Raw genomic sequence first — 19,391 nt, 5'->3', positions numbered from 1 at the left:
TCAATTCTGTGTATCTCTATTAGGTTTAAAATCCGCCGCCATCCACAGCCCTTCGCTTTCATAATAATTTCCGTTGGTCATTACCGCGGAGACGCTTCTAATATTATCTATGTTTTCCAACGGGTTCTTGTCCAAAATGGCGATATCCGCCTCTTTGCCAACTTCTATACTTCCCGTGATATCTCCCATACCCATAGCCTTGGCGGGCACTATGGTCGCCGTTCTAATAGCTTCCAACGGAGTTAGCCCCCCGTACTTATTATAGGTCTCTATTTCTAAAAAGAGTCCGAATCCCGGAGCAAAGTTGTCGGTACCGGCAACAACGGGAATCCCTGCTTTATAGAACTTACCAATGACCTCGGCAGATTTAATAATGTTTTGTTTTAATTTTTTAGCACGAACTTCGGACGTTCCAGCTCTAAACCTTTTACTCTCAAAAAGTTCATATGCCATTCTATAAGCATCCGGTTCCAGGGTTTCCATAGGTTCCCCTTTTGGCAATGTACGTATTACGCCCAACCCAAGGGTAACGTCCAGAACAGTCCCGTGCTTTAGGTAAAAGGCAATGGCGTTGTTCACCATTTCGTCCGTTACTTCATTATCTACCATAAAGTAAGGACCTAGGTCAGATACTTTCTTATCCGTAAACAATGCCGCCAAAATTCTATTGTAATGGCTTAGCATATCCATACCATCTTCTACCGCCAACCGTGCATCGTTCACCAAGGCGGGTACATGGCCCGTTACCGTCATGCCCACCTTATGGGCTTCTTCCGTCAATACCTTCAACATCTCGGGTTCTATGGAGGTATAGATCTTGATCTGCTTGTAACCGTTCTTATGGTACAGTGCTACCGTTTCCTTTGCCTCTTCTACCGACCTTGCACGTATTACACCGTTACCTTTTATACCTGGGCCGTCGGTCATACCCGCCAAAAGGATATCGGGGCCCAATGCCCCGTCTTTGGCAATGGCGTCCCTGAAGGAGGTAGCGAACTCCAGTTCGTTTCCGTTGTCCCTGATCGTGGTAACACCACCGGCCAAATAGGCAGGTGCCCATTGTACCTGGTTGGAGTGGGCGTGCATGTCCCATAGTCCCGGGATCAAGGTCTTACCCTTTACATCGATTACCTTGGCCCCTTTTGACACCTTTACGGACTCCCTTTTACCGATCTCGACAATCTTGCCCTCTTCGACAATGATCGTCATATCCTTTTTAACCCCATCACCGGCCACATCCACTACATCTCCCCCTACCAAGGCCACCACTGGATATTCCGGGCCTTTCAGGTTTTGGGTGTACTCGGCCAGTTGGGCCATTTGCTCCTCTACATTGCCCTGGATAAAAGTTGGCAGTGCCTCTTCATATTCTTCTTTGATCATTTCCCTGATCTGGGTGTTCGCCTTCACCAAGGCGACCAAATTCTGGGACTCGTCCAACCAAATAGTTCTACCGCCCCAGTTGATACCGGTGGCGACATATCTATCCAATATTCTTTGTTCACCGCCCACGGTCACCGTATCCTTGGCCCTATGGGCCACCGTTACCTCGCCCCTGGGGAAGGTGGGCAGGCTTTCTTGCCCATACTTAAAATAGCAATGGTACAGCATCATCTCTATGCCTGCAGGAATATTACTGTGGAGGGGAAAGAAATGGCCCGAAACCTTTTGCGTTACCTTGTCAAAATGTTTTTCCCAAACGGTAATCTCGTCGGGACCTATTTTCTCCACTTCAAGAATATTGGTGGTATCCTTGGAGATTCTTTTGCTGCTGTAGTAAACAGGCTCCAGGTCTTTTGTAAGCCGCAATTCCGACAATACCCCCGAGATGCGTCCCCGCTCGTTTTCGCCCTGGAGCGATTTTACATATATGGTATCGTTCTCGGTGTACGCCTCATAGGTCTCCTCACCGATCGGCGATTGCCTCCTGTGCACTATAAATGTTCCCTCATCGGTAAAATTGTCCCATTTTGACGATTCCGTTGAACATGAAACCAAAGATATGGACAGGAACACCCCTGCACATATCGATGTCGTGTAACTAGTAATACTCTTCATTGGTCTTATAATTTTTCTTCTATCTTTTCTCGTTCCATAAACACCCTTGGATCAAGGGAACTTAGGTACATATTTGTTAAAATAATACAGGTTCAGCTCGTCGGAGTTGCTCTCGATAATGTCCGGTTTTTCGTCCCCGTTCAAATCACTGACCATAATATCGTACGTATTGAATTTTTTATCGCTCAATACTATTTTTTTCCAACTTTTACCGTCTTCCTGATTTAGAAAAACAGTATTGGGTGCCGCCACATTACCTATTACAATATCCATAGTGCCATCCATATCCACATCTGCGACCGATAAGGAATATGATTTATCGGAGCTGGCATCGAACATCATTTTTTTATCAAAATCATTCTTTTTACTTCCAAAGTATATCGCGTTTGGTTCTCCTATATTGGCCGTTACGATATCTAAATACCCATCTTTGTCCATATCGGCTATAGCAACGGATCTTGTATTGTCCGTACCTGTACCATAGGGTATTCTTTTTGAGAAATTTAGCTTACCATCATTGAGATACACAAAATTGGGCTGCTCGTCCCTATTGGCCAAAATAAGGTCGTTATGGCCATCTCCGTTCATATCCGCCACTTCAACATCTATGGTAGAATCTTTTTTAGAGCCAAAACCTATAGATTTGGTAAAATTTCCCTTTCCGTCATTAAGGCATATCTCATTTTCTTTTCCGCGGTTGGTTATTAGAATATCAAGATCGCCATCGGAATCGATGTCCGCAACCACTATATTTCTTGTTGGGGCATAGGCTTCACCGAATCTTGAGCCTTTTGTAAACTTGCCATTTCCATCATTGATAAAGATGTAATTAGGTGCCATATCGTTACCCACGGCAATATCTAGGTCACCATCGTTATCAAAATCGGCAAGCTCGGTCGAATAACTGGTTTCTTGCTCGTCTCCCAAAACCTGCGAAACGGTAAATACCCCTCTGCCATTATTAAAGAAAACCCGATTCTGGCCTGGCCAATGGCGGCCATTGGCGACGAGTATATCTATATCTCCATCTTTATCTATATCTCCCAAGCCCATAGAGGCCGTACGTTCTTTATAGGTACCTAAAATTAACCTGCCACTGGTAAAGAACTCAGAAGACTGACTATAACCGGTAGCTACAAAAAGTGAAAAAAGAAATATATATATCTGTTTCATTATTGTTTTTTTATGTAAAATGATTGGTTTGTTTATCCGTTTCTACGGATTTATTTAAAATGATCGATCCCTACAGCATTGTACAGTTCCTTCGCATAGTATAGATTACCCCCCTTTATGGTCCATTCCACTTTGCGGATGTCACTGATATCTTCCAAAGGGTTTCCGTCTATAAGAATCAAATCCGCTTTTTTTCCGGGTTCGACCGAACCATAAGAATCGGATACTCCCGTTATTTCGGCAGACTTTATAGTGGCCAATTTCAACACTTCATTAGCAGCAATACCTGCCCTTACGTAAAGTTCAAGTTCGCGATGGTATAAAAATCCGGGCAAGCCATCGGTTCCAGGAACGATGTCAACGCCTTTATGGTACAAATCTGAAATTACATCCAGCATTTTGTCATAACTGGCCTTGTACCTTGCGATCTGCTCCCCTTCTTGCGGCAAGCCACCGGCATAAAAACTACGCTGGTAAATGACAGGGAATCTATTTTCAACCATGCTATAGGTGGGACTTACCTCGCCCAACTGAGCCAAAAACTTATTTTCAAATATGGCCGCCGTGGGATCTACCAGAATATCTTTCTTTAGCAACAGGTCTACAAAATCGGTATATTCCTTCGATTCAAGGTCAAGGTCGGCACCATATTGTGCCGGCATTGTAAAGCGCAGTGGCGTTCTAGTATCTATGGTGTCGGATAAAAAGTTAAGAAACAGCATATTGATATGTTGAATCTCGTCATACCCTTGGTTAATGGCCTGTGTTGCATTCATGAACGCAGGAATGTGCCCACTCACCCGCATGCCCAATGCATGGGCCTTTTCAGTCAACGGAGCTACCCATTCGGGTTTTATAGAACTGTACAATTTAATCTGCTGATAGCCCAATCTTTTATAATCATCTATCTCCGCCAATCCTTCTTCAAGTGTTTCCACCACGTTTCTTTGATTCGCAAACGGACCAGGACCATCTATTATACCGCAAAAAGTTACAATATGCGGCCCAATGATCTCATTGTTCTCGAACTGGTCCCTTAACCGATATAACTGTTTGTTATTGGCCAGATCCCTTACCGAGGTGACTCCTCCGGCAAGATATAACGCCCCCCTGAACTTCGAATTATGGGTATGCATATCGAACATGCCCGGCATAAGGGTCTTATCTGTACCATCAACGACCTGAACATCGCCAGAAATAGTTTTTTGACCCGTTGGTACGATTGCCTCAATGATTTCGCCGTCTACGAAAACATCTTGGTTCGGAAGCAAAGATCCTTCCTTGGTAAATATGTTTACATTTTTGACCACTACCTTATCAATGGCATGACTAAGATCTTTAGCGGCTGCGATGAGACCTTGGTCTTCGATAGAATCCTGGATCTGCTTCATCTCAGGGCGAAAATCACTAAAATCCTTTCTGACGATATGAAGGTTACCCGCTATCTTACAGACCATTTGCCCATCCTGCATCCAGATATAGGTAGGGTTAAGATCCAACCCCTTTATCGTAAGAAGGTCTAATGCGGTACCATTGGACAGTTTTAACGGTGTATTTTTCACCAACTCTGCTTCTCCCTTCGGATACAGTGCCACCTTGCCCGTTTCGGACTTCAGGGCAAGCTGCGCAAGAATTTCATATACCGCGGGCGAACCATCGAAACGGAAATAAAGTTGACCTCCGTTAAAATCGTTCTTCGACGTACCGAACATATTGTTGATGGTAGCCGTTCCATCACCGACCGAAAAACTTTCATCTATCGATACCTTGGAATAATTGATACCCTTTACGGTCTGGGCGGTAATGAAGTTCTCCTTGTCAAGCGATATTTCCTCATCAAACTCCGGTCCACGGCCTCTATCGGTGTACGTATAATAGTATTTAAAACTATGACCAGAAGTTGGCCATTTTTCATATGTGCCCGCCAGGCTTTCACGGAACACCACATCGTAAACGGTCTTGTTGTTTTCCTTTACTTTTGAGTCGTTGCACGAGGCCAACAAACTTATTGCCAAAACAACTATTCCGATAGGATATTTCATAGGTCGATATTAAAAAATATAGTGGGTTAAAATGTATTTGATAGACAGAAAGAAATTATTACGGCTTTAAGGTATCCTTGTAAAAACGAAGCCAGTTCTGACCTAATATTTTTTCGATATCCCCGGTACTATAGCCTCTTTTGTCCAATACTTTGGCCACTTGCAGATATCTATCGGGCTTATCGAGTTCGGGAATCCATGGTGGCCACTGTACCTTATACGATGGCTTAAAACGTGTTAAGCGCGGTACATACCAATTTTCACGCGTGGCCCCGGTCGCTTCCAAGCCCTGGATCGCAAAATCGGATGCCAGCCCTACATGATCGATACCTCCAATCTTAACGGCATGGTCTATATGGTCCACATAGGTTTCCAAGGTCGTATCGGTACCTAGGTTCGGACCGATCATATAGCCCAGACAAATAATACCGATAATGCCGCCCTTGTCGGCCATGGCCTTGATCTGTTCATCGGTCTTGGCCCGTGGGTGGTTCTTGTGCAATGCCTCGCACATGGAGTGGTTGATCGAGACAGGTGCTTTACTGAATGCTATACCATCATTGGTGGTCTGTTCTCCGCAGTGCGATAAATCTATCATTATACCCAGCTCGTTCATACGGTTTACGACCTCTATGCCAAAATCGGACAGGCCACAATTTGTACGTTCCGTACTCCCATCTCCCAAATAGTTCCGCTCATTGTAGGTAAGCTGCATCCAACGCATTCCGGCATCGTACAGCTTATCGAGGTTTTTGATGGACCTACCGACCATCGTAGAATTTTGAAAACCTAGCATTACCACTACCTTTCCTTCTTCCTTGGCACGGTAATAATCATCGGCACTTGTACCCAAGATCAATCTGTCGGGGTTTTCTTTTATGATGGTCTGCCAGTTGTTCAAGTTTCTAAGTCCTTTCTCTAAATTTCCCGAATCAACGGAAGCGTTGAATCCGGTATAGCCCGATTGGGCCAAGGCCTCGAACGAATCTTCGTTCCAGTTACGGGAAATGATCAGACCATCGTTGACAATGGCGTTCTTATATAGCTTTTCTATGTTTTTCTTGGGTTGGTCCCATGCCGCTCCAACCGGTCCCATGCCATTTGTGGGTATAGACTCCATAATGGACGAAAAGGAATAGGCCATCTGACTTGGAAAAATAGCTCCAAGAGATAACATTTTAGCGATATTTCTTCTGCTTTTATCCAAAAGATTAAATTTTTAAGTTGTTTTAGTCACTAATTTTTAAATCAAATTGAAATACATTGGAGAGGGGGAATTACATCATGTAAACCTGATGTTTCTCCAATGTATACAATCTTATTAAGAACCTCTTTAATTATAGAGGTTATAGGTTTCGTATCAACGATTAATAACCTGGGTTCTGCTCTATGTTCGGATTAACATCCGTTTCGTTCTGTGGAATCGGCAATATATTGGTATCGTCACCATAAGGTATATAGCAGATACTGGCCGTACATTGGTTTCTTACAATATCTTGCTTGTACCTCATCAAATCCCAAAGCCTTTGCCCTTCAAAACATAGTTCCAACCTTCTTTCTAGTAAAATCTCTTCCAAGAGTTCATCTCCGGTAGCCGTAACATCCGGTGCTGTCGGAAGAGCTCTTTGGCGAACCATATCCAAGTCGTCTTGGGCTCCTGAAATGTCAGTACCAATTTGGGCCCTTGCCTCCGCCCTGATCAAATATAGTTCAGCAAGACGCACTACTTTTATGTTATCGTACCCAAGTACATCAGGATATTTGTTCATTCGATATGGGGCATAGTCCCCTGCCAAAAGACCATCTTCTATAAAAACCTGCAATCGGGCATCATCGACATCATATAAAGATATTACATCGTCTGAAGGCAGATAATCTCCGTATCCGTCCACTACATACATTGCGCCCAAGTTGTCTCCTCCCTGGTTATCCGATTCGGTCTGCGATATTTCGAATATAGATTCAGAAGTGTTGTCTTGAGACCACAAGGTTAAATAATCGGCATTATCCACCAAGCTATAACCTCCTGTTTCAATCACCTGTGTAGCCATTGCTTCCGCATTCTCCCAATCTTCCATATACAAATACACTCTAGACAATAGTGCTTTGACAGCTGTAGATGATAGTGTATTTGAATTTCCGGTTCTAGACGTATCATCCATTAAAGTAAGTGCTGTAGTCATATCCGCTATAACCTGATCATACACTTCGGCAACCGTATTTCTTGACGGCTCTAGCGTGTAATCAAAATCCAATATGATCGGCACCCCTAAATGACCGGCATCTGCAGTATAGGTATAATGATTTGCAAAAAGCCTTACCAAATCAAAATAAACCAAGCCTCTTAATGCATAGGCCTCTCCTATAATGCGGTCTTTTTCGTCTTGCGACGCATCTGACACCTCTATGTCCGAATTGATTATATTGTTCAAGGCATTGTTGGTATAATACAACCCTGTCCACAAAGAATTGGCCTGGGCATCGGAAACACTTTGTACATGTTGCGCATAATCCACTACCCTATTGGCCTGCTCGTTTTGTTTGACATCGTCTGCCAAGACATCCGGTATCAAGAACATATACCTACCGTAGTAATAGGCACTTTGCAATTCATTATATACTCCAGAAATTGAAGTTTCAAGATCTTCTAAACTGGTTAATGCCTCTTCATTTGAAACAGAACTCTGTGGGCTAACCTCTAAAAACGATTCTGAACATGATAAGAAAAACCCTATCACGATCAATACTATTATTTTATTATATTTTTTCATTAGTCTTTTTTTAGTTTACAATTTAATATCCAAGCCTAAAGAAATTGTTTTCATTGCCGGGGTGGTTCCAAGGTAGCTTCCATTTATAGCTTGTTCTGGATCTATATATAGATCTTTATCTTTTGTAAATGTTAAGATATTGGTACCCCTTGCATACATTCTCATTGAATTGATATGCAATAGGGATGCTATCTTCTCAGGAAAATTATAAGCTATAGTTAAATCCTTTAAACGGATATAGCTACCATCATATAACCATCTTGTCTGATTTCCCTCGTTACTACCAGATTGTCCTCCCCAAACGAATTTAGGAAACAGGGCATCTGTTTTTCCTTCCACCCATCTGTTCTCGAACAAATATGTTGCTGTACTTCTTGGTGTCAACCTACCATCTCCCAAAGATCCCCTTGCCCTACTATCAAATAGATAATTACCATAAGAGTACATGAAATTGGCGCTTAAACTAAGCCCTTTGTAGGATACAACGGTATTAAAACCACCATAGAAATCAGGTGTAGCGGACTTACCTACCAAAAAGCGTTCAGCCTCTCCAATATTATTGGTAATGGTAGTTCTAGTCTCATCGGTATACCACTGTGGGTCTCCGTTGGTCTGGTCTACACCGGCCCAATCATACAAGTAAAAAGACTGAAAATCTTGTCCTACCTGTCTTCTATAGGCGCCATCGGTATAATCTTCCGTAAGCTTGGTAATCTCATTTTTCAAGAAGGTGGTATTGAACCCAAGGCTCCATCTAAAATCTTTCTTGTTGATGATATCTCCGTTTAAAGAAATTTCTAGCCCGGAATTGGTCATTTCACCAAAATTTTGAGTAAGATCGGTGAAACCTGTAGTTCTAGAAATTGGCACATCTAAAATAAGGTCGGAAGAAACTCTTTTAAAATATTCGACCGTACCGTTTATCTTGTTGAAGAACCCAAAATCCAAACCTACATTAAAGTTCTCCTGCGTTTCCCATGTAAGGTCCGAGTTTTCTAACTGTAAAGGACTACCACCTGGTGCCCCGTCATAATCTTGACCATAGGTGTACAAACCAAGGGATGCAAAATTTCCGATGGCAGCGTTACCTGTAACACCAAAAGAACTTCTCAGCTTAAGTATATCGATAAAGTCAACATCGTCAAAAAGGGACTCTCTATTTATATTCCAGCTACCGCCGATAGAGTAAAAAGTACCAAACCTGTTATCGCCACCAAATCTTGAGGAACCATCACGCCTTATACTACCTGAAAGATAATATTTACTTGCGTAATTATAATTGGCCCTTAAGAACATAGAGTTGAAGGTGTATTCCGATTTAGTTCCCCCCACCGTAAATTCAGAAGAAGCACTGCTTAATGTCTTAACTATATCGTTAGGAAAATTTGTTCCCGAACCCCAGTGCGTCTCCCTAATGGTCTGTTGGGCTTCATAACCTCCAAGAAAACTTAAATAGTGGTCATTGTTCAATACTAAATTATAATTAACGGTTTGTGTACCAACCCATGTTTTTCCGGTTACGGTACCTTCATAGGCATATCCGTTATAATCATATCCAGACCCGTAACGACGGTTATAGTATTGCGATTCGTTAATATTAAAAACGTCGAAGTTCCATTGCGACCTGAACACCAAATCTTTCACCGGAGTTACAGAAACGGCAAAGTTGTCTATAATACGGGTAGTCTTGGTTTCCCATGTATCATCACCGCTCAAACTACCTACTGGGTTAGATCCAATAGGATAATAGTTTACATGTTCCGCATTGTATTCTCCCTCTTCATCATAAATAGGAATAAGTGGCGATAATTCTAAAGTGTTTTTAAAAGGGTTGTTCCAAGAACCGGCATCAGGAGCCGTGCTCGACTTAATATCCGAAATAGATATGTTGTTGGATATGGTCAAATAGTCACTTGCCTTGTACTCTAAGTTGGCACGGGTGCTATATCTCTTAAAACCATAACCGATGATATATCCTTCCTGATCCATATACCCGGCAGACATAAAGTACTTAACTTTATCGGTAGCACCATTTACACTTAGGTCATAACTTTGGGTAACTCCTGTACGAGTAATGGCATCTAACCAATCAGTGTCTGTAGGTTCGCCTGTAGAAGGGTCTATTTGTTGTGTGAATCTCGCATCTAATCTTGCCTGAGCTTCTTCGTAGGTATCTCCTTGGTTTACATACCCTTCTATAAACAATTCTTTGTATTGAGCCGCATTCAATGGCTTTAATATATTTTTGGAAGCCTGTGAATTAAAACCGGTAAGTGTTTTTAATTCGATAGTTGCCTTACCAGACTTACCTTTTTTAGTGGTAATCAAAATAACCCCGTTAGCACCTCTAGATCCGTAAATTGCAGTAGAGGCAGCATCTTTTAATACACTTATACTTTCAATATCGTTGGGGTTTATGGAAGCCATAACATTTGAACTGGCCCCATCATTATCATTTAATGCCTGACTACCCGATTGCAAAGGAATACCGTCGATTACATACAATGGCTCACTGGAAGCGTTGATAGAACCTATACCCCTGATCCTTATTTGGGTATTTGCCCCTGGCGCACCATCGGAAGCCGATGCCTGTAAACCTGCTACATTACCCCTAAGAGACTGTTCAAATGAAGAAGTCGGCACTTGCTCAAGTTCATCACTTTTTACAACCCCTACGGATCCTGTTACCGATTCCTTTGTCTGGGTACCATATGCCACTACCACAACCTCGTCCAAAGAGGCCACGTCCTCTTTAAGCGTCACATTAATATTGGTTTTACCTCCAACATTTACTTTTTGGGTCAACATACCTAAATAAGAGAACACCAACACATCATTTTCCCCTGCATTAATGGCATAGTTACCATCAAAATCAGATTGCGTTCCCGTAGTAGTACCTTCAACAACAACGTTTACCCCGGGAAGCGGTTGTCCCGATTCATCGCTTACCACACCCGTAACCGTCTGTTGTACGACCTTTATCACTTCTTCTTTTGGGGTATTTTCGGGTTGGATCTTTCTCTCCTTGACAATTATTTGCTTGCCTATGATCTTATAGGTTAAGCCTGTATTAGAAAGTGCACGATCAAGTATCTTAGATACTTTGGCCTTCTTTAGCTTTAACGAAATTTTCTTCTCGGTCTTAAGAACATCGTCGTTATAGAAAAAGACAAAATCACTCTTACTCTGAATTTCTTCAAAAAATTCTTCGATAGTAATATTCTTAACATTTATTTGCACCTCGTTTTGGGCCAAAATAACATTAGCATAAACAGACGTGAGCCCAATACCAATAAACAGCAAAAATGTTCTCATAATGACCAATACGGCCGAACTTAAGGTTTTTTTCATACTTTTGTTTTGGTTATAAAATGTTGCTGTTCAGCACAGCAATGTTGATTTAATTGCCAGAAGATGCTGGAACATCTTCTGGCTTTTTACTAATTCAAATAATTTGTTCTTTCAATTCATAAAATGGTTTTTGGTTAATAGATCGTTATTTCATTTTCAGAAAGCCCGTAATCGATAACCGAACTTTCTTTTATACTTTCCATTACTTTCGTAATATCCTCGTTCAAATCCAAATATCCCGAGAACGTCTCATTGGACGATATTTTTTCGATACCTACAATTTTTAAATTATAGTATCTGGATATCCTTTTCATGATATGCCTTAAATCGTCTTGTTTAAAAACCAGGTAGCCATCCCTCCACGAAAAATAGGACTCCACGTCTACCTTTTCAGAAATAATACTTTTGTTCTTTTTGTTATAACTGGCCTTGGTACCAGGGGTAATCCTAAATTTGTCCATAGGTTCCGACGTTTTAGAATCGCCTTGATAACTAATTTCTACGCTACCGCTTTTAAGGACCGTATTTATGGAGCCTTCGTCTTGGTAATTAGTAACCCCGAACACGGTGCCCAATACTTTTATCCGTTGATTTCCAGAAACCACATAAAATGGTTTTTCCTTGTTATGGGCAACTTCAAAAATGGCTTCCCCCTCTATATAGACTTCTCTTTTATCTTCGCTGAACGTTGCCGGATACACCATTTTTGAGCCCGAGTTCAACCATACCACGCTATTATCGGACAGTTTGGTTTTCAGTTTTTTACCATAAGGCACCAATAAGGTATTGTAAACCGGTTCATCTTTTATGGTCGTTTTTTGACTAATAGTCTTGGTAGACCCCACCGAAATATCCTGGCCCGAATTTGAATAGGTCACCATAGCACCATCCTCGTCGATTTTTATCTCATTTTCCTTACCAAGGATCAATGTCACCTTATCGGAGTTAACGTTATGCTCAGAAACATTGGAGTTAACATAATCTGTAATGGACATAGGCTCAGAAGTGGACTGGCTAAAGTAAAACCCTAGACCACCCAAGAATAATGTCGATGCCGCAAAGGCAGCCAAAAACCGTACCCTTCTTTTTCTATACTTATGTTTTTGCACAGAATTGAGTATCCTATTTTCCAAATCCTTTTTTTCGGAAAATGTAATTGGTAAATATTTTATTTTTTTATCCGATCTTTTATCCTTCATTATTTAACTGATCTTCTATATTAATTTGGGACTACTTGTCTAATCTTCTTTCACACATAAAGTAACATTCGCACTTTTCATAGACAGTATTTGTTGTTGTATTTATTAAAATTTTGCGATTTAAGAGCGCAATGCCTTTAGAGCCCTGTAAACGATGGTTCTTGCGGTTTGCACCGTAACCCCCATTATTTCAGAAATTTCCTCATAGCTTCTTTCTTGGTTGAACCTGAGGTATATGCCCCTTCTTTGCTTTTGGGACAGGGTATCCAGTACCGCCGTAAGCTTTTCGTTCTTTTCGTTTTTCCGCTCGGCCTTTATTATAGTATCCTCATGGGATTTGATGTGATTTTTAAGACTGTCTTTTAGCAGATAATCGTTTTCTTCCGACAAAACAACTATTCGACGTTGGTACTTCTTATTAATTTTTCGCTTTAAACATTTGAACAGGTAATATTTACCATCCTCTAAAGCTGGTATACTCTTCTTGTATTTGTACAGATCAAGAAACACATCGTGAATGCAGTCCATCACATAATTTCTATCCTGCGAATGGCGAATACCATAAGAAAAAAGGTCATCTACATGTAAATTATACAACTCCCCCAAAGCTCCTTCATCCCCTTTCTTTAAATTATCCCAAATAGCTTTTTCGGAAGTTTTAACTATCCTCATTTTACTCTCTCCATTAGTAGTGCTGTACCTATGATCGGCATTAAAACTGGTATTAGATCCCAATGCCCTTTCACCACGCTCTTGCATATGTCTTGGTTATTTTTGGTTTACATATATGACCTGACTCTTTATTTTAAGTATTCTATTTTCATTTTATAGACAAAAAAAAGTAACTATTACACAATTATAATATTCAGACCCCTCATTTTGCGTATTCAACAAAAAGAATAACCTTATATTATATTAAATTGAAAGTCCGATAAAACATGATTTCTACAGATGAACGATCCATAAAACCTGTCGCCCTGTAATGTGTACCCAGTAGCCTTTTTTTATCTCAACCTAAGATCAAAAAGAGAACGGACAGGCCTTTATAAAAGAATGGGCAAGTAACAAAAATTGTATCTAATCCTCCCAAAGTTCAACCACCATTTCAACCTCAACCGCCATATTGCCAGGCAACGATCCCATACCTACCGCAGCTCTTGTATGCTTTCCGTTTTCTCCGAAAATAGCCACCATTAAATCGGAATATCCATTAATTACCTTTGAGTGGTCCTTAAACCCCGAAACGGCATTGACCATCCCTTTTACTTTTACAATTCTTTTTACTTTTCTTAAATCGCCCAACTCCGCCTTTAGTACCGATAATTGATTTATTCCTGCCTCGCGTGCAGCGGCATACCCTTCCTCCACGGTTAGGTCGGCCCCAACTTTACCAACTATATTTTCCCCATTTGCCTGTTTTGGCCCTTTACCCGAAAGAAATAATAAATTTCCACTTTGTACGGCATGCACATAGTTTGCTACAGGGTTTCCTGGATCCCTGAACGTGATTCCCAATTTGGCTACATTGGCCTCTGGGTTATAATCTACACCACCAGAAACCTTGTTGTTCGTTTCCTTTTCCTCGATTTTTCTATCTAGATCCGCACAAGCCAAAATCGCAAAACTTATAAAAACATAAATAATCTTTTTGACGAACATTTTCATAGTGGTCTATACATCTTAAAAGTCACTTAACAACTCATTATCAACTTGGTATAGCATAACCGCCTACCCTACAATTGCACAAATAACATCAAAAAATGAGCAAACAGCACAATTTTTACACAAAATTGCAATCAAAGTACGATTTTATTAAAAAAGTGTTGATATTATTTCATTTTTATTAGTTTAGCACATTAACCAAAAACATAACAACAAAACCAACAAAATATGGAGAGCTCAACTTCAACTTCTAATGTTAATGCGAACAGGCTATTTTATGCTAGCTGTTTTGCCCTTATTACCACCGCTTTTTCTTTCAGTATAAGAGCAGGTATTTTACCTCAACTTGGTGAAGAATTAAGTTTAACCGCCGAACAATTAGGCTTTATCAACTCCATGTGGTTTCTAGGTTTTCCCATCTCTATGGTTATTGGAGGTCTTATCTACCACAAAGTAGGTGGCAAGGCCATTATGCAATTTGCTTTTTTTGCCCATGCCATAGGTATAATACTTACCATTTATTCCGGTAGCTACATAGGACTTTTAATATCCACTCTATTGATCGGTTTGGGTAACGGCTGTACAGAAGCTGCCTGTAACCCCATGATCGCAGATGCGTACCAAGGAACACGAATGAGCACCATGCTGAATAAATTTCACATGTGGTTTCCAGGAGGTATCGTTATAGGAAGTTTGGTATCTAAATTTATGACCGATGCCGGACTAGGTTGGGAAACCCAAATTTGGATCATCTTGGTGCCAACTATCATCTACGGATATCTTTTCTTCGGACAATCTTGGCCTAAAGCCAAGGTGGAGGAAGGTGCGACTTTAAAGGGTAATTTAAAGGCTATGATCTCTCCGTTGTTCATATTTATGATTATCTGTATGTCTTTGACGGCCGCATCTGAATTTATACCACAGCAATGGTCCAGTATAATCCTAGCGAAAAGTGGTGCACAACCTATGCTGATCTTGGCATTGGTAACGGGTATTATGGCAGTTGCCAGATACTTTGGCGGGAATATGGTTAAGAGGTTCGACCAAACGGGCGTTCTTTTGGGATCCGCCGTGCTAGCAACAGTGGGCATCTATTTATTTAGTACGCAAACAGGGGCCATGGCCTATGTTGCTGCTGTATTCTTTGCTCTTGGTGTAGCTTATTTTTGGCCAAATATGATTGGTTTTGTTGCCGATAAGATTCCCAAAAGCGGTGCTTTGGGCATGTCCATCATAGGAGCGGTAGGGATGTTTTCGCAAACCATTTTTCAACCTATCACAGGAAGATGGATCGATAACGACCTAGAGGCGGTTGCTGCCAGAGGACTAACCGGTGACGAGCTAGAATTGGTTGCAGGCCAAGAAACAATGCGTACCATTACCATCTTTCCGATTATATTGATCGTACTATTTACCTTTTTATATTTTTGGATGAAAAACAAAAAATCGAAAGAAGTAGCGGCAGCATAAATTATATATCCGCAAACAAAAAGGATCGCTTAGTGCGATCCTTTTTTTGTTTAATGAAACATCTTATCAATCGAGCAAAATCTCTAGAATTTCAATGGCGGCGTCACTAATCTTGGTACCAGGCCCATATATGGCCGTCACCCCTTTTTCCAAAAGAAACGGATAGTCCTGTTTTGGCACCACGCCACCTACTATTACCATAATATCTTCCCTACCATATTTTTCTAATTCTTTGATTACTGCCGGCACCAATGTTTTATGGCCTGCGGTCAACGAAGAAACCCCTAAAATATGTACATCGTTCTCAACGGCCTGTTTAGCGACCTCTTGCGGAGTTTGAAACAAAGGACCTATATCTACGTCAAAACCTAGATCTGCATACGCAGTAGCTACTACCTTTGCCCCACGGTCATGCCCATCTTGCCCCATTTTTGCAATCATAATTCGGGGCCTTCGTCCTTCTTGTTCCGCAAGACGATCGGCCAGTTCCATCGCTTTCTTAAAGCTGTCATCTTTACTAATTTCTTTAGAATACACGCCTGTAATGGTATTTGTTATTGCTTTATGCCGACCAAAAGCCTCTTCCAATGCGTCACTTATTTCGCCCAATGTGGCCCGGACTTTTGCCGCTTTTACCGCTAAAGCTAATAAATTGTCGGCCTCTTTGTTTCCTCTTAATCTCAACTCTGCCGCTTTGGCGATATTTTTCAACGCTTGATCAACGGCTTCTTTATCCCTGTTTTTCTTAAGTTCAGCTAACTGATCTAATTGTTTTTTTCGAACTTTTTCATTGTCCACCTCCAGAATACTAAGGTCATCTTGCCGGTCGAGGGCATACTTGTTTACCCCAACGATAACATCTTTACCGCCATCTATTCTCGCCTGTTTCTTTGCTGCAGCCTCTTCAATTTTCATTTTGGGAATACCTGCCTCGATAGCCTTGGTCATGCCTCCCAATTCCTCTACTTCCTCTATTAACTCCCACGCCTTATGTGCCAATTCATGAGTAAGCTTTTCAACATAATAGCTTCCTGCCCATGGATCCACCGTTTTGGTTATTTTCGGTTCTTCTTGTAGGTATATCTGTGTTTCTCTGGCAATTCTGGCGGAAAAATCCGTTGGTAGGGCAATAGCTTCGTCCAATGCATTGGTGTGTAGGCTTTGGGTTCCTCCAAATACCGCAGCAGCAGCTTCTATGGTCGTACGTGCCACATTATTAAATGGATCTTGTTCGGTAAGGCTCCAACCGCTTGTTTGGCAATGCGTACGCAACATTAATGATTTAGGATTCTGCGGATCAAATTGTTTTACCAACTTTGCCCACAGCATACGGGCCGCCCTCATCTTGGCTATTTCCATAAAATGGTTCATACCAATTCCCCAAAAGAACGATAACCTTGGGGCAAAATCATCTATTTTCAGTCCTGCACTCAAACCTGTTCTAATATACTCCAATCCATCCGCCAAGGTATAGGCCAACTCTAAATGTGCGGGTGCGCCCGCTTCGTGCATATGGTAGCCCGATATACTTATACTATTGAACTTGGGCATATATTTACTGGTATACTCAAAAATATCCGCCACCAACTGCATAGAGGGTTTTGGTGGATATATATAGGTGTTACGCACCATAAATTCTTTAAGTATGTCATTTTGAATGGTTCCCATCAATTTTTCTTTGGAAACATTCTGTTCTTCTGCCGCGACAATAAAAAATGCCAGTATTGGTATAACGGCACCGTTCATGGTCATGGATACCGACATTTTATCCAGTGGTATACCATCAAAAAGTATCTTCATATCCTCTACCGAATCGATGGCGACCCCTGCTTTTCCAACATCACCGACCACCCTCTCATGATCACTGTCATACCCCCGATGGGTAGGAAGGTCAAAAGCGACCGATAGCCCTTTTTGGCCGGCCGCCAAGTTTCTTCTATAAAAAGCATTGCTTTCCTCGGCAGTGGAAAAACCAGCATATTGGCGAATCGTCCAAGGTCTTTGAACATACATAGTGGCATATGGCCCTCGTAAAAAAGGAGGCGTTCCTGCCGAGAAACCTAAATGTTCCACCCCTTCAATATCCTTATCGGAATAGTTCTTTTTTAATGTGATCCCCTCGGCCGTCACAAAAGGTTCGTCCGTTCCAATATTATTACTGCCAAAACGATTATTGGTTTTCTTTAAATGAATATGCTGTATGTCCCTTCTACTCATTTCCAATTCTTTTTTGTTCTATAGCTTCCGCCAATCTACGTTCTACAATAGGCTCTATCAATGTTTTTCTAGGCTTTTGCTTTACAAAAGGATAAAGCTCTAGATCATCCTTCATTTTGTCGGATTCGTTGATGTATTTGTTGGTTCCTACCAGCACCTCGTCCTCGGCATCGAACCTCTTCTGTTGTTTTTGAGCCGATTCCTTTATCTTTTGCTGTATGGTATGGGTTTTTAACTGTTTTAAAAAACCACCGCCCTTTTCAATCGATTTAAACAATTCCAACCCTTTTTCTGCCAATTGGCCGGTCAAATTTTCGATATAGTAGGCCCCGTCGGCAACATTGTAAACTTTATCAAAATAGCCTTCCTCTTTTAGTAACAGTAATTGATTTAATGAAATACGTTTAGAGAACTCATTGTCTTTATGGTAGATGGCATCATATGGTTGATTGAATATGGTATTGGCTCCGCCTAAAACGGCCGACATACATTCGGTAGTTGTACGTAACATATTCGTATTATAATCGTAAAGGGTCTTATTGCGCTTGGATGGAAAAGCCATAATATGACATTCGATATCTAAACCATACTCCTCTGCCAATGTTTTCCACAATAGCCGTAAAGCCCTAAATTTTGCTATCTCAAAAAAGTAATTGCCGCCTGTAGCACATTTGAAAGTGATATTCTTTAATTGCCCCAAAAGGCCATTCTCAGACAAATGGTTCAAATACTCATTGGCATGAGACATGGCATAGCCCAATTGTTGGGTTATATTGGCTCCTGCATTTTCATATAACGAAACATCAACACTCAATACATTTTCACAAGAACCTCTAAGTAGGCCATTTAATATTTCATGATCTCTTTTAAGGTTAAAATACCAGTTGCCAGACCGTGCCAAATTACCTATAATATCCACGTTCATAAACATTTTGCCTCCATTGTATTGGGGCAAAGCAACGATCGACCCAATATAATCCGCGGACAAAAATTGAAAATCGAAGTACAGGGGAGTTTTTTTCGTATCCAAATTTTTAAAAAGGGTTTTCACGGAAATCTTCTCTGTAGGTACCGTAAACAAAATTGCTTCCGCTCCTCTGCCCAGTTCCTTTTTCGCATTCTCGTTCGCCTGCTCTTCATGGCCGGCATAGATTGTTTGGCCAATGGCCCAGCTATGGTTTATAGCAGGCACATTACCAGTGCTCCCAACAATATCATCACTATGGTAAAAGGGCTTTACCTTAATACCTTCAGGGGACTCCCAAACCAATGTTTTGTTATAATCAGCACCTTTTAATTGAAATTGAATATTTTGCTTCCATGCCTTCGCAGAAATTTCTGGAAACTCATTAAAAAGGGTATCGTTTTTCATCTTAAGCCATAAATTTTGTATTCAAAAAACAACCCGAACAATACTAAAAATATATATGCAATATTTTTAGATAGCC

At 41.1% G+C, this 19,391-nt stretch carries 12 protein-coding genes; 1 reads left to right on the top strand and 11 read right to left on the bottom strand.

The features are described from left to right. The 9 genes from J8L85_RS04500 to J8L85_RS04460 form a co-directional block, all read right to left on the bottom strand. Positions 1–2,058, bottom strand: coding sequence for an amidohydrolase family protein (locus J8L85_RS04500; RefSeq protein ID WP_211014962.1), 2,058 nt, complete (start codon positions 2,056–2,058; stop codon positions 1–3). Positions 2,059–2,109: 51 nt separating this feature from the next. Beyond that, positions 2,110–3,231: a VCBS repeat-containing protein gene (locus tag J8L85_RS04495; RefSeq protein WP_211014960.1), complete on the bottom strand. Its 1,122-nt coding sequence runs from the start codon at positions 3,229–3,231 to the stop codon at positions 2,110–2,112. Between the two features lie 50 nt (positions 3,232–3,281). Continuing rightward, the gene (locus J8L85_RS04490; RefSeq protein ID WP_211014958.1) at positions 3,282–5,273 is read right to left on the bottom strand and encodes an amidohydrolase family protein; all 1,992 of its coding nucleotides are present in this window, start codon (positions 5,271–5,273) and stop codon (positions 3,282–3,284) included. Between the two features lie 58 nt (positions 5,274–5,331). Beyond that, positions 5,332–6,480: a membrane dipeptidase gene (locus tag J8L85_RS04485; protein WP_211014956.1), complete on the bottom strand. Its 1,149-nt coding sequence runs from the start codon at positions 6,478–6,480 to the stop codon at positions 5,332–5,334. Positions 6,481–6,640: 160 nt separating this feature from the next. Next, positions 6,641–8,044: a RagB/SusD family nutrient uptake outer membrane protein gene (locus tag J8L85_RS04480; protein WP_211014953.1), complete on the bottom strand. Its 1,404-nt coding sequence runs from the start codon at positions 8,042–8,044 to the stop codon at positions 6,641–6,643. A gap of 15 nt (positions 8,045–8,059) precedes the next feature. After that, positions 8,060–11,395, bottom strand: a complete 3,336-nt coding sequence (locus J8L85_RS04475; RefSeq protein WP_211014951.1) for a TonB-dependent receptor — start codon at positions 11,393–11,395, stop codon at positions 8,060–8,062. A gap of 134 nt (positions 11,396–11,529) precedes the next feature. Further along, the gene (locus J8L85_RS04470) at positions 11,530–12,594 is read right to left on the bottom strand and encodes a FecR domain-containing protein (RefSeq protein WP_211014949.1); all 1,065 of its coding nucleotides are present in this window, start codon (positions 12,592–12,594) and stop codon (positions 11,530–11,532) included. 120 nt (positions 12,595–12,714) lie between these two features. Next, entirely contained in the window at positions 12,715–13,353 is a 639-nt protein-coding gene (locus J8L85_RS04465; RefSeq protein WP_211014947.1) for a sigma-70 family RNA polymerase sigma factor, read from the bottom strand. Positions 13,354–13,671: 318 nt separating this feature from the next. Further along, positions 13,672–14,259 carry a RidA family protein gene (locus tag J8L85_RS04460; protein WP_247656551.1) on the bottom strand — a complete coding sequence of 196 codons (588 nt, stop codon included), beginning with the start codon at positions 14,257–14,259 and terminating at the stop codon, positions 13,672–13,674. 225 nt (positions 14,260–14,484) lie between these two features. Here J8L85_RS04460 and J8L85_RS04455 point away from each other — a divergent pair, with 225 nt between their 5' ends. Beyond that, complete coding sequence (locus J8L85_RS04455) at positions 14,485–15,726, top strand: MFS transporter (RefSeq protein WP_211014945.1); 1,242 nt, start codon at positions 14,485–14,487, stop codon at positions 15,724–15,726. Between the two features lie 66 nt (positions 15,727–15,792). Here the strand turns inward: J8L85_RS04455 and scpA are convergent, their stop codons facing one another. Beyond that, positions 15,793–17,943: a methylmalonyl-CoA mutase gene (gene scpA, locus J8L85_RS04450; protein WP_211014943.1), complete on the bottom strand. Its 2,151-nt coding sequence runs from the start codon at positions 17,941–17,943 to the stop codon at positions 15,793–15,795. Next, on the bottom strand, positions 17,936–19,315 hold the full coding sequence (locus J8L85_RS04445; RefSeq protein ID WP_211014941.1) for a methylmalonyl-CoA mutase subunit beta: 1,380 nt from the start codon (positions 19,313–19,315) through the stop codon (positions 17,936–17,938). Before J8L85_RS04445 ends, scpA begins: the two co-directional genes overlap by 8 nt. Positions 19,316–19,391 lie beyond the last annotated feature (76 nt).

The sequence above is a fragment of the Maribacter sp. MMG018 genome (assembly GCF_018100785.1).
In the GTDB taxonomy this organism is placed as follows: domain Bacteria; phylum Bacteroidota; class Bacteroidia; order Flavobacteriales; family Flavobacteriaceae; genus Maribacter.
This window is presented reverse-complemented; position numbering and strand designations above follow the sequence as displayed.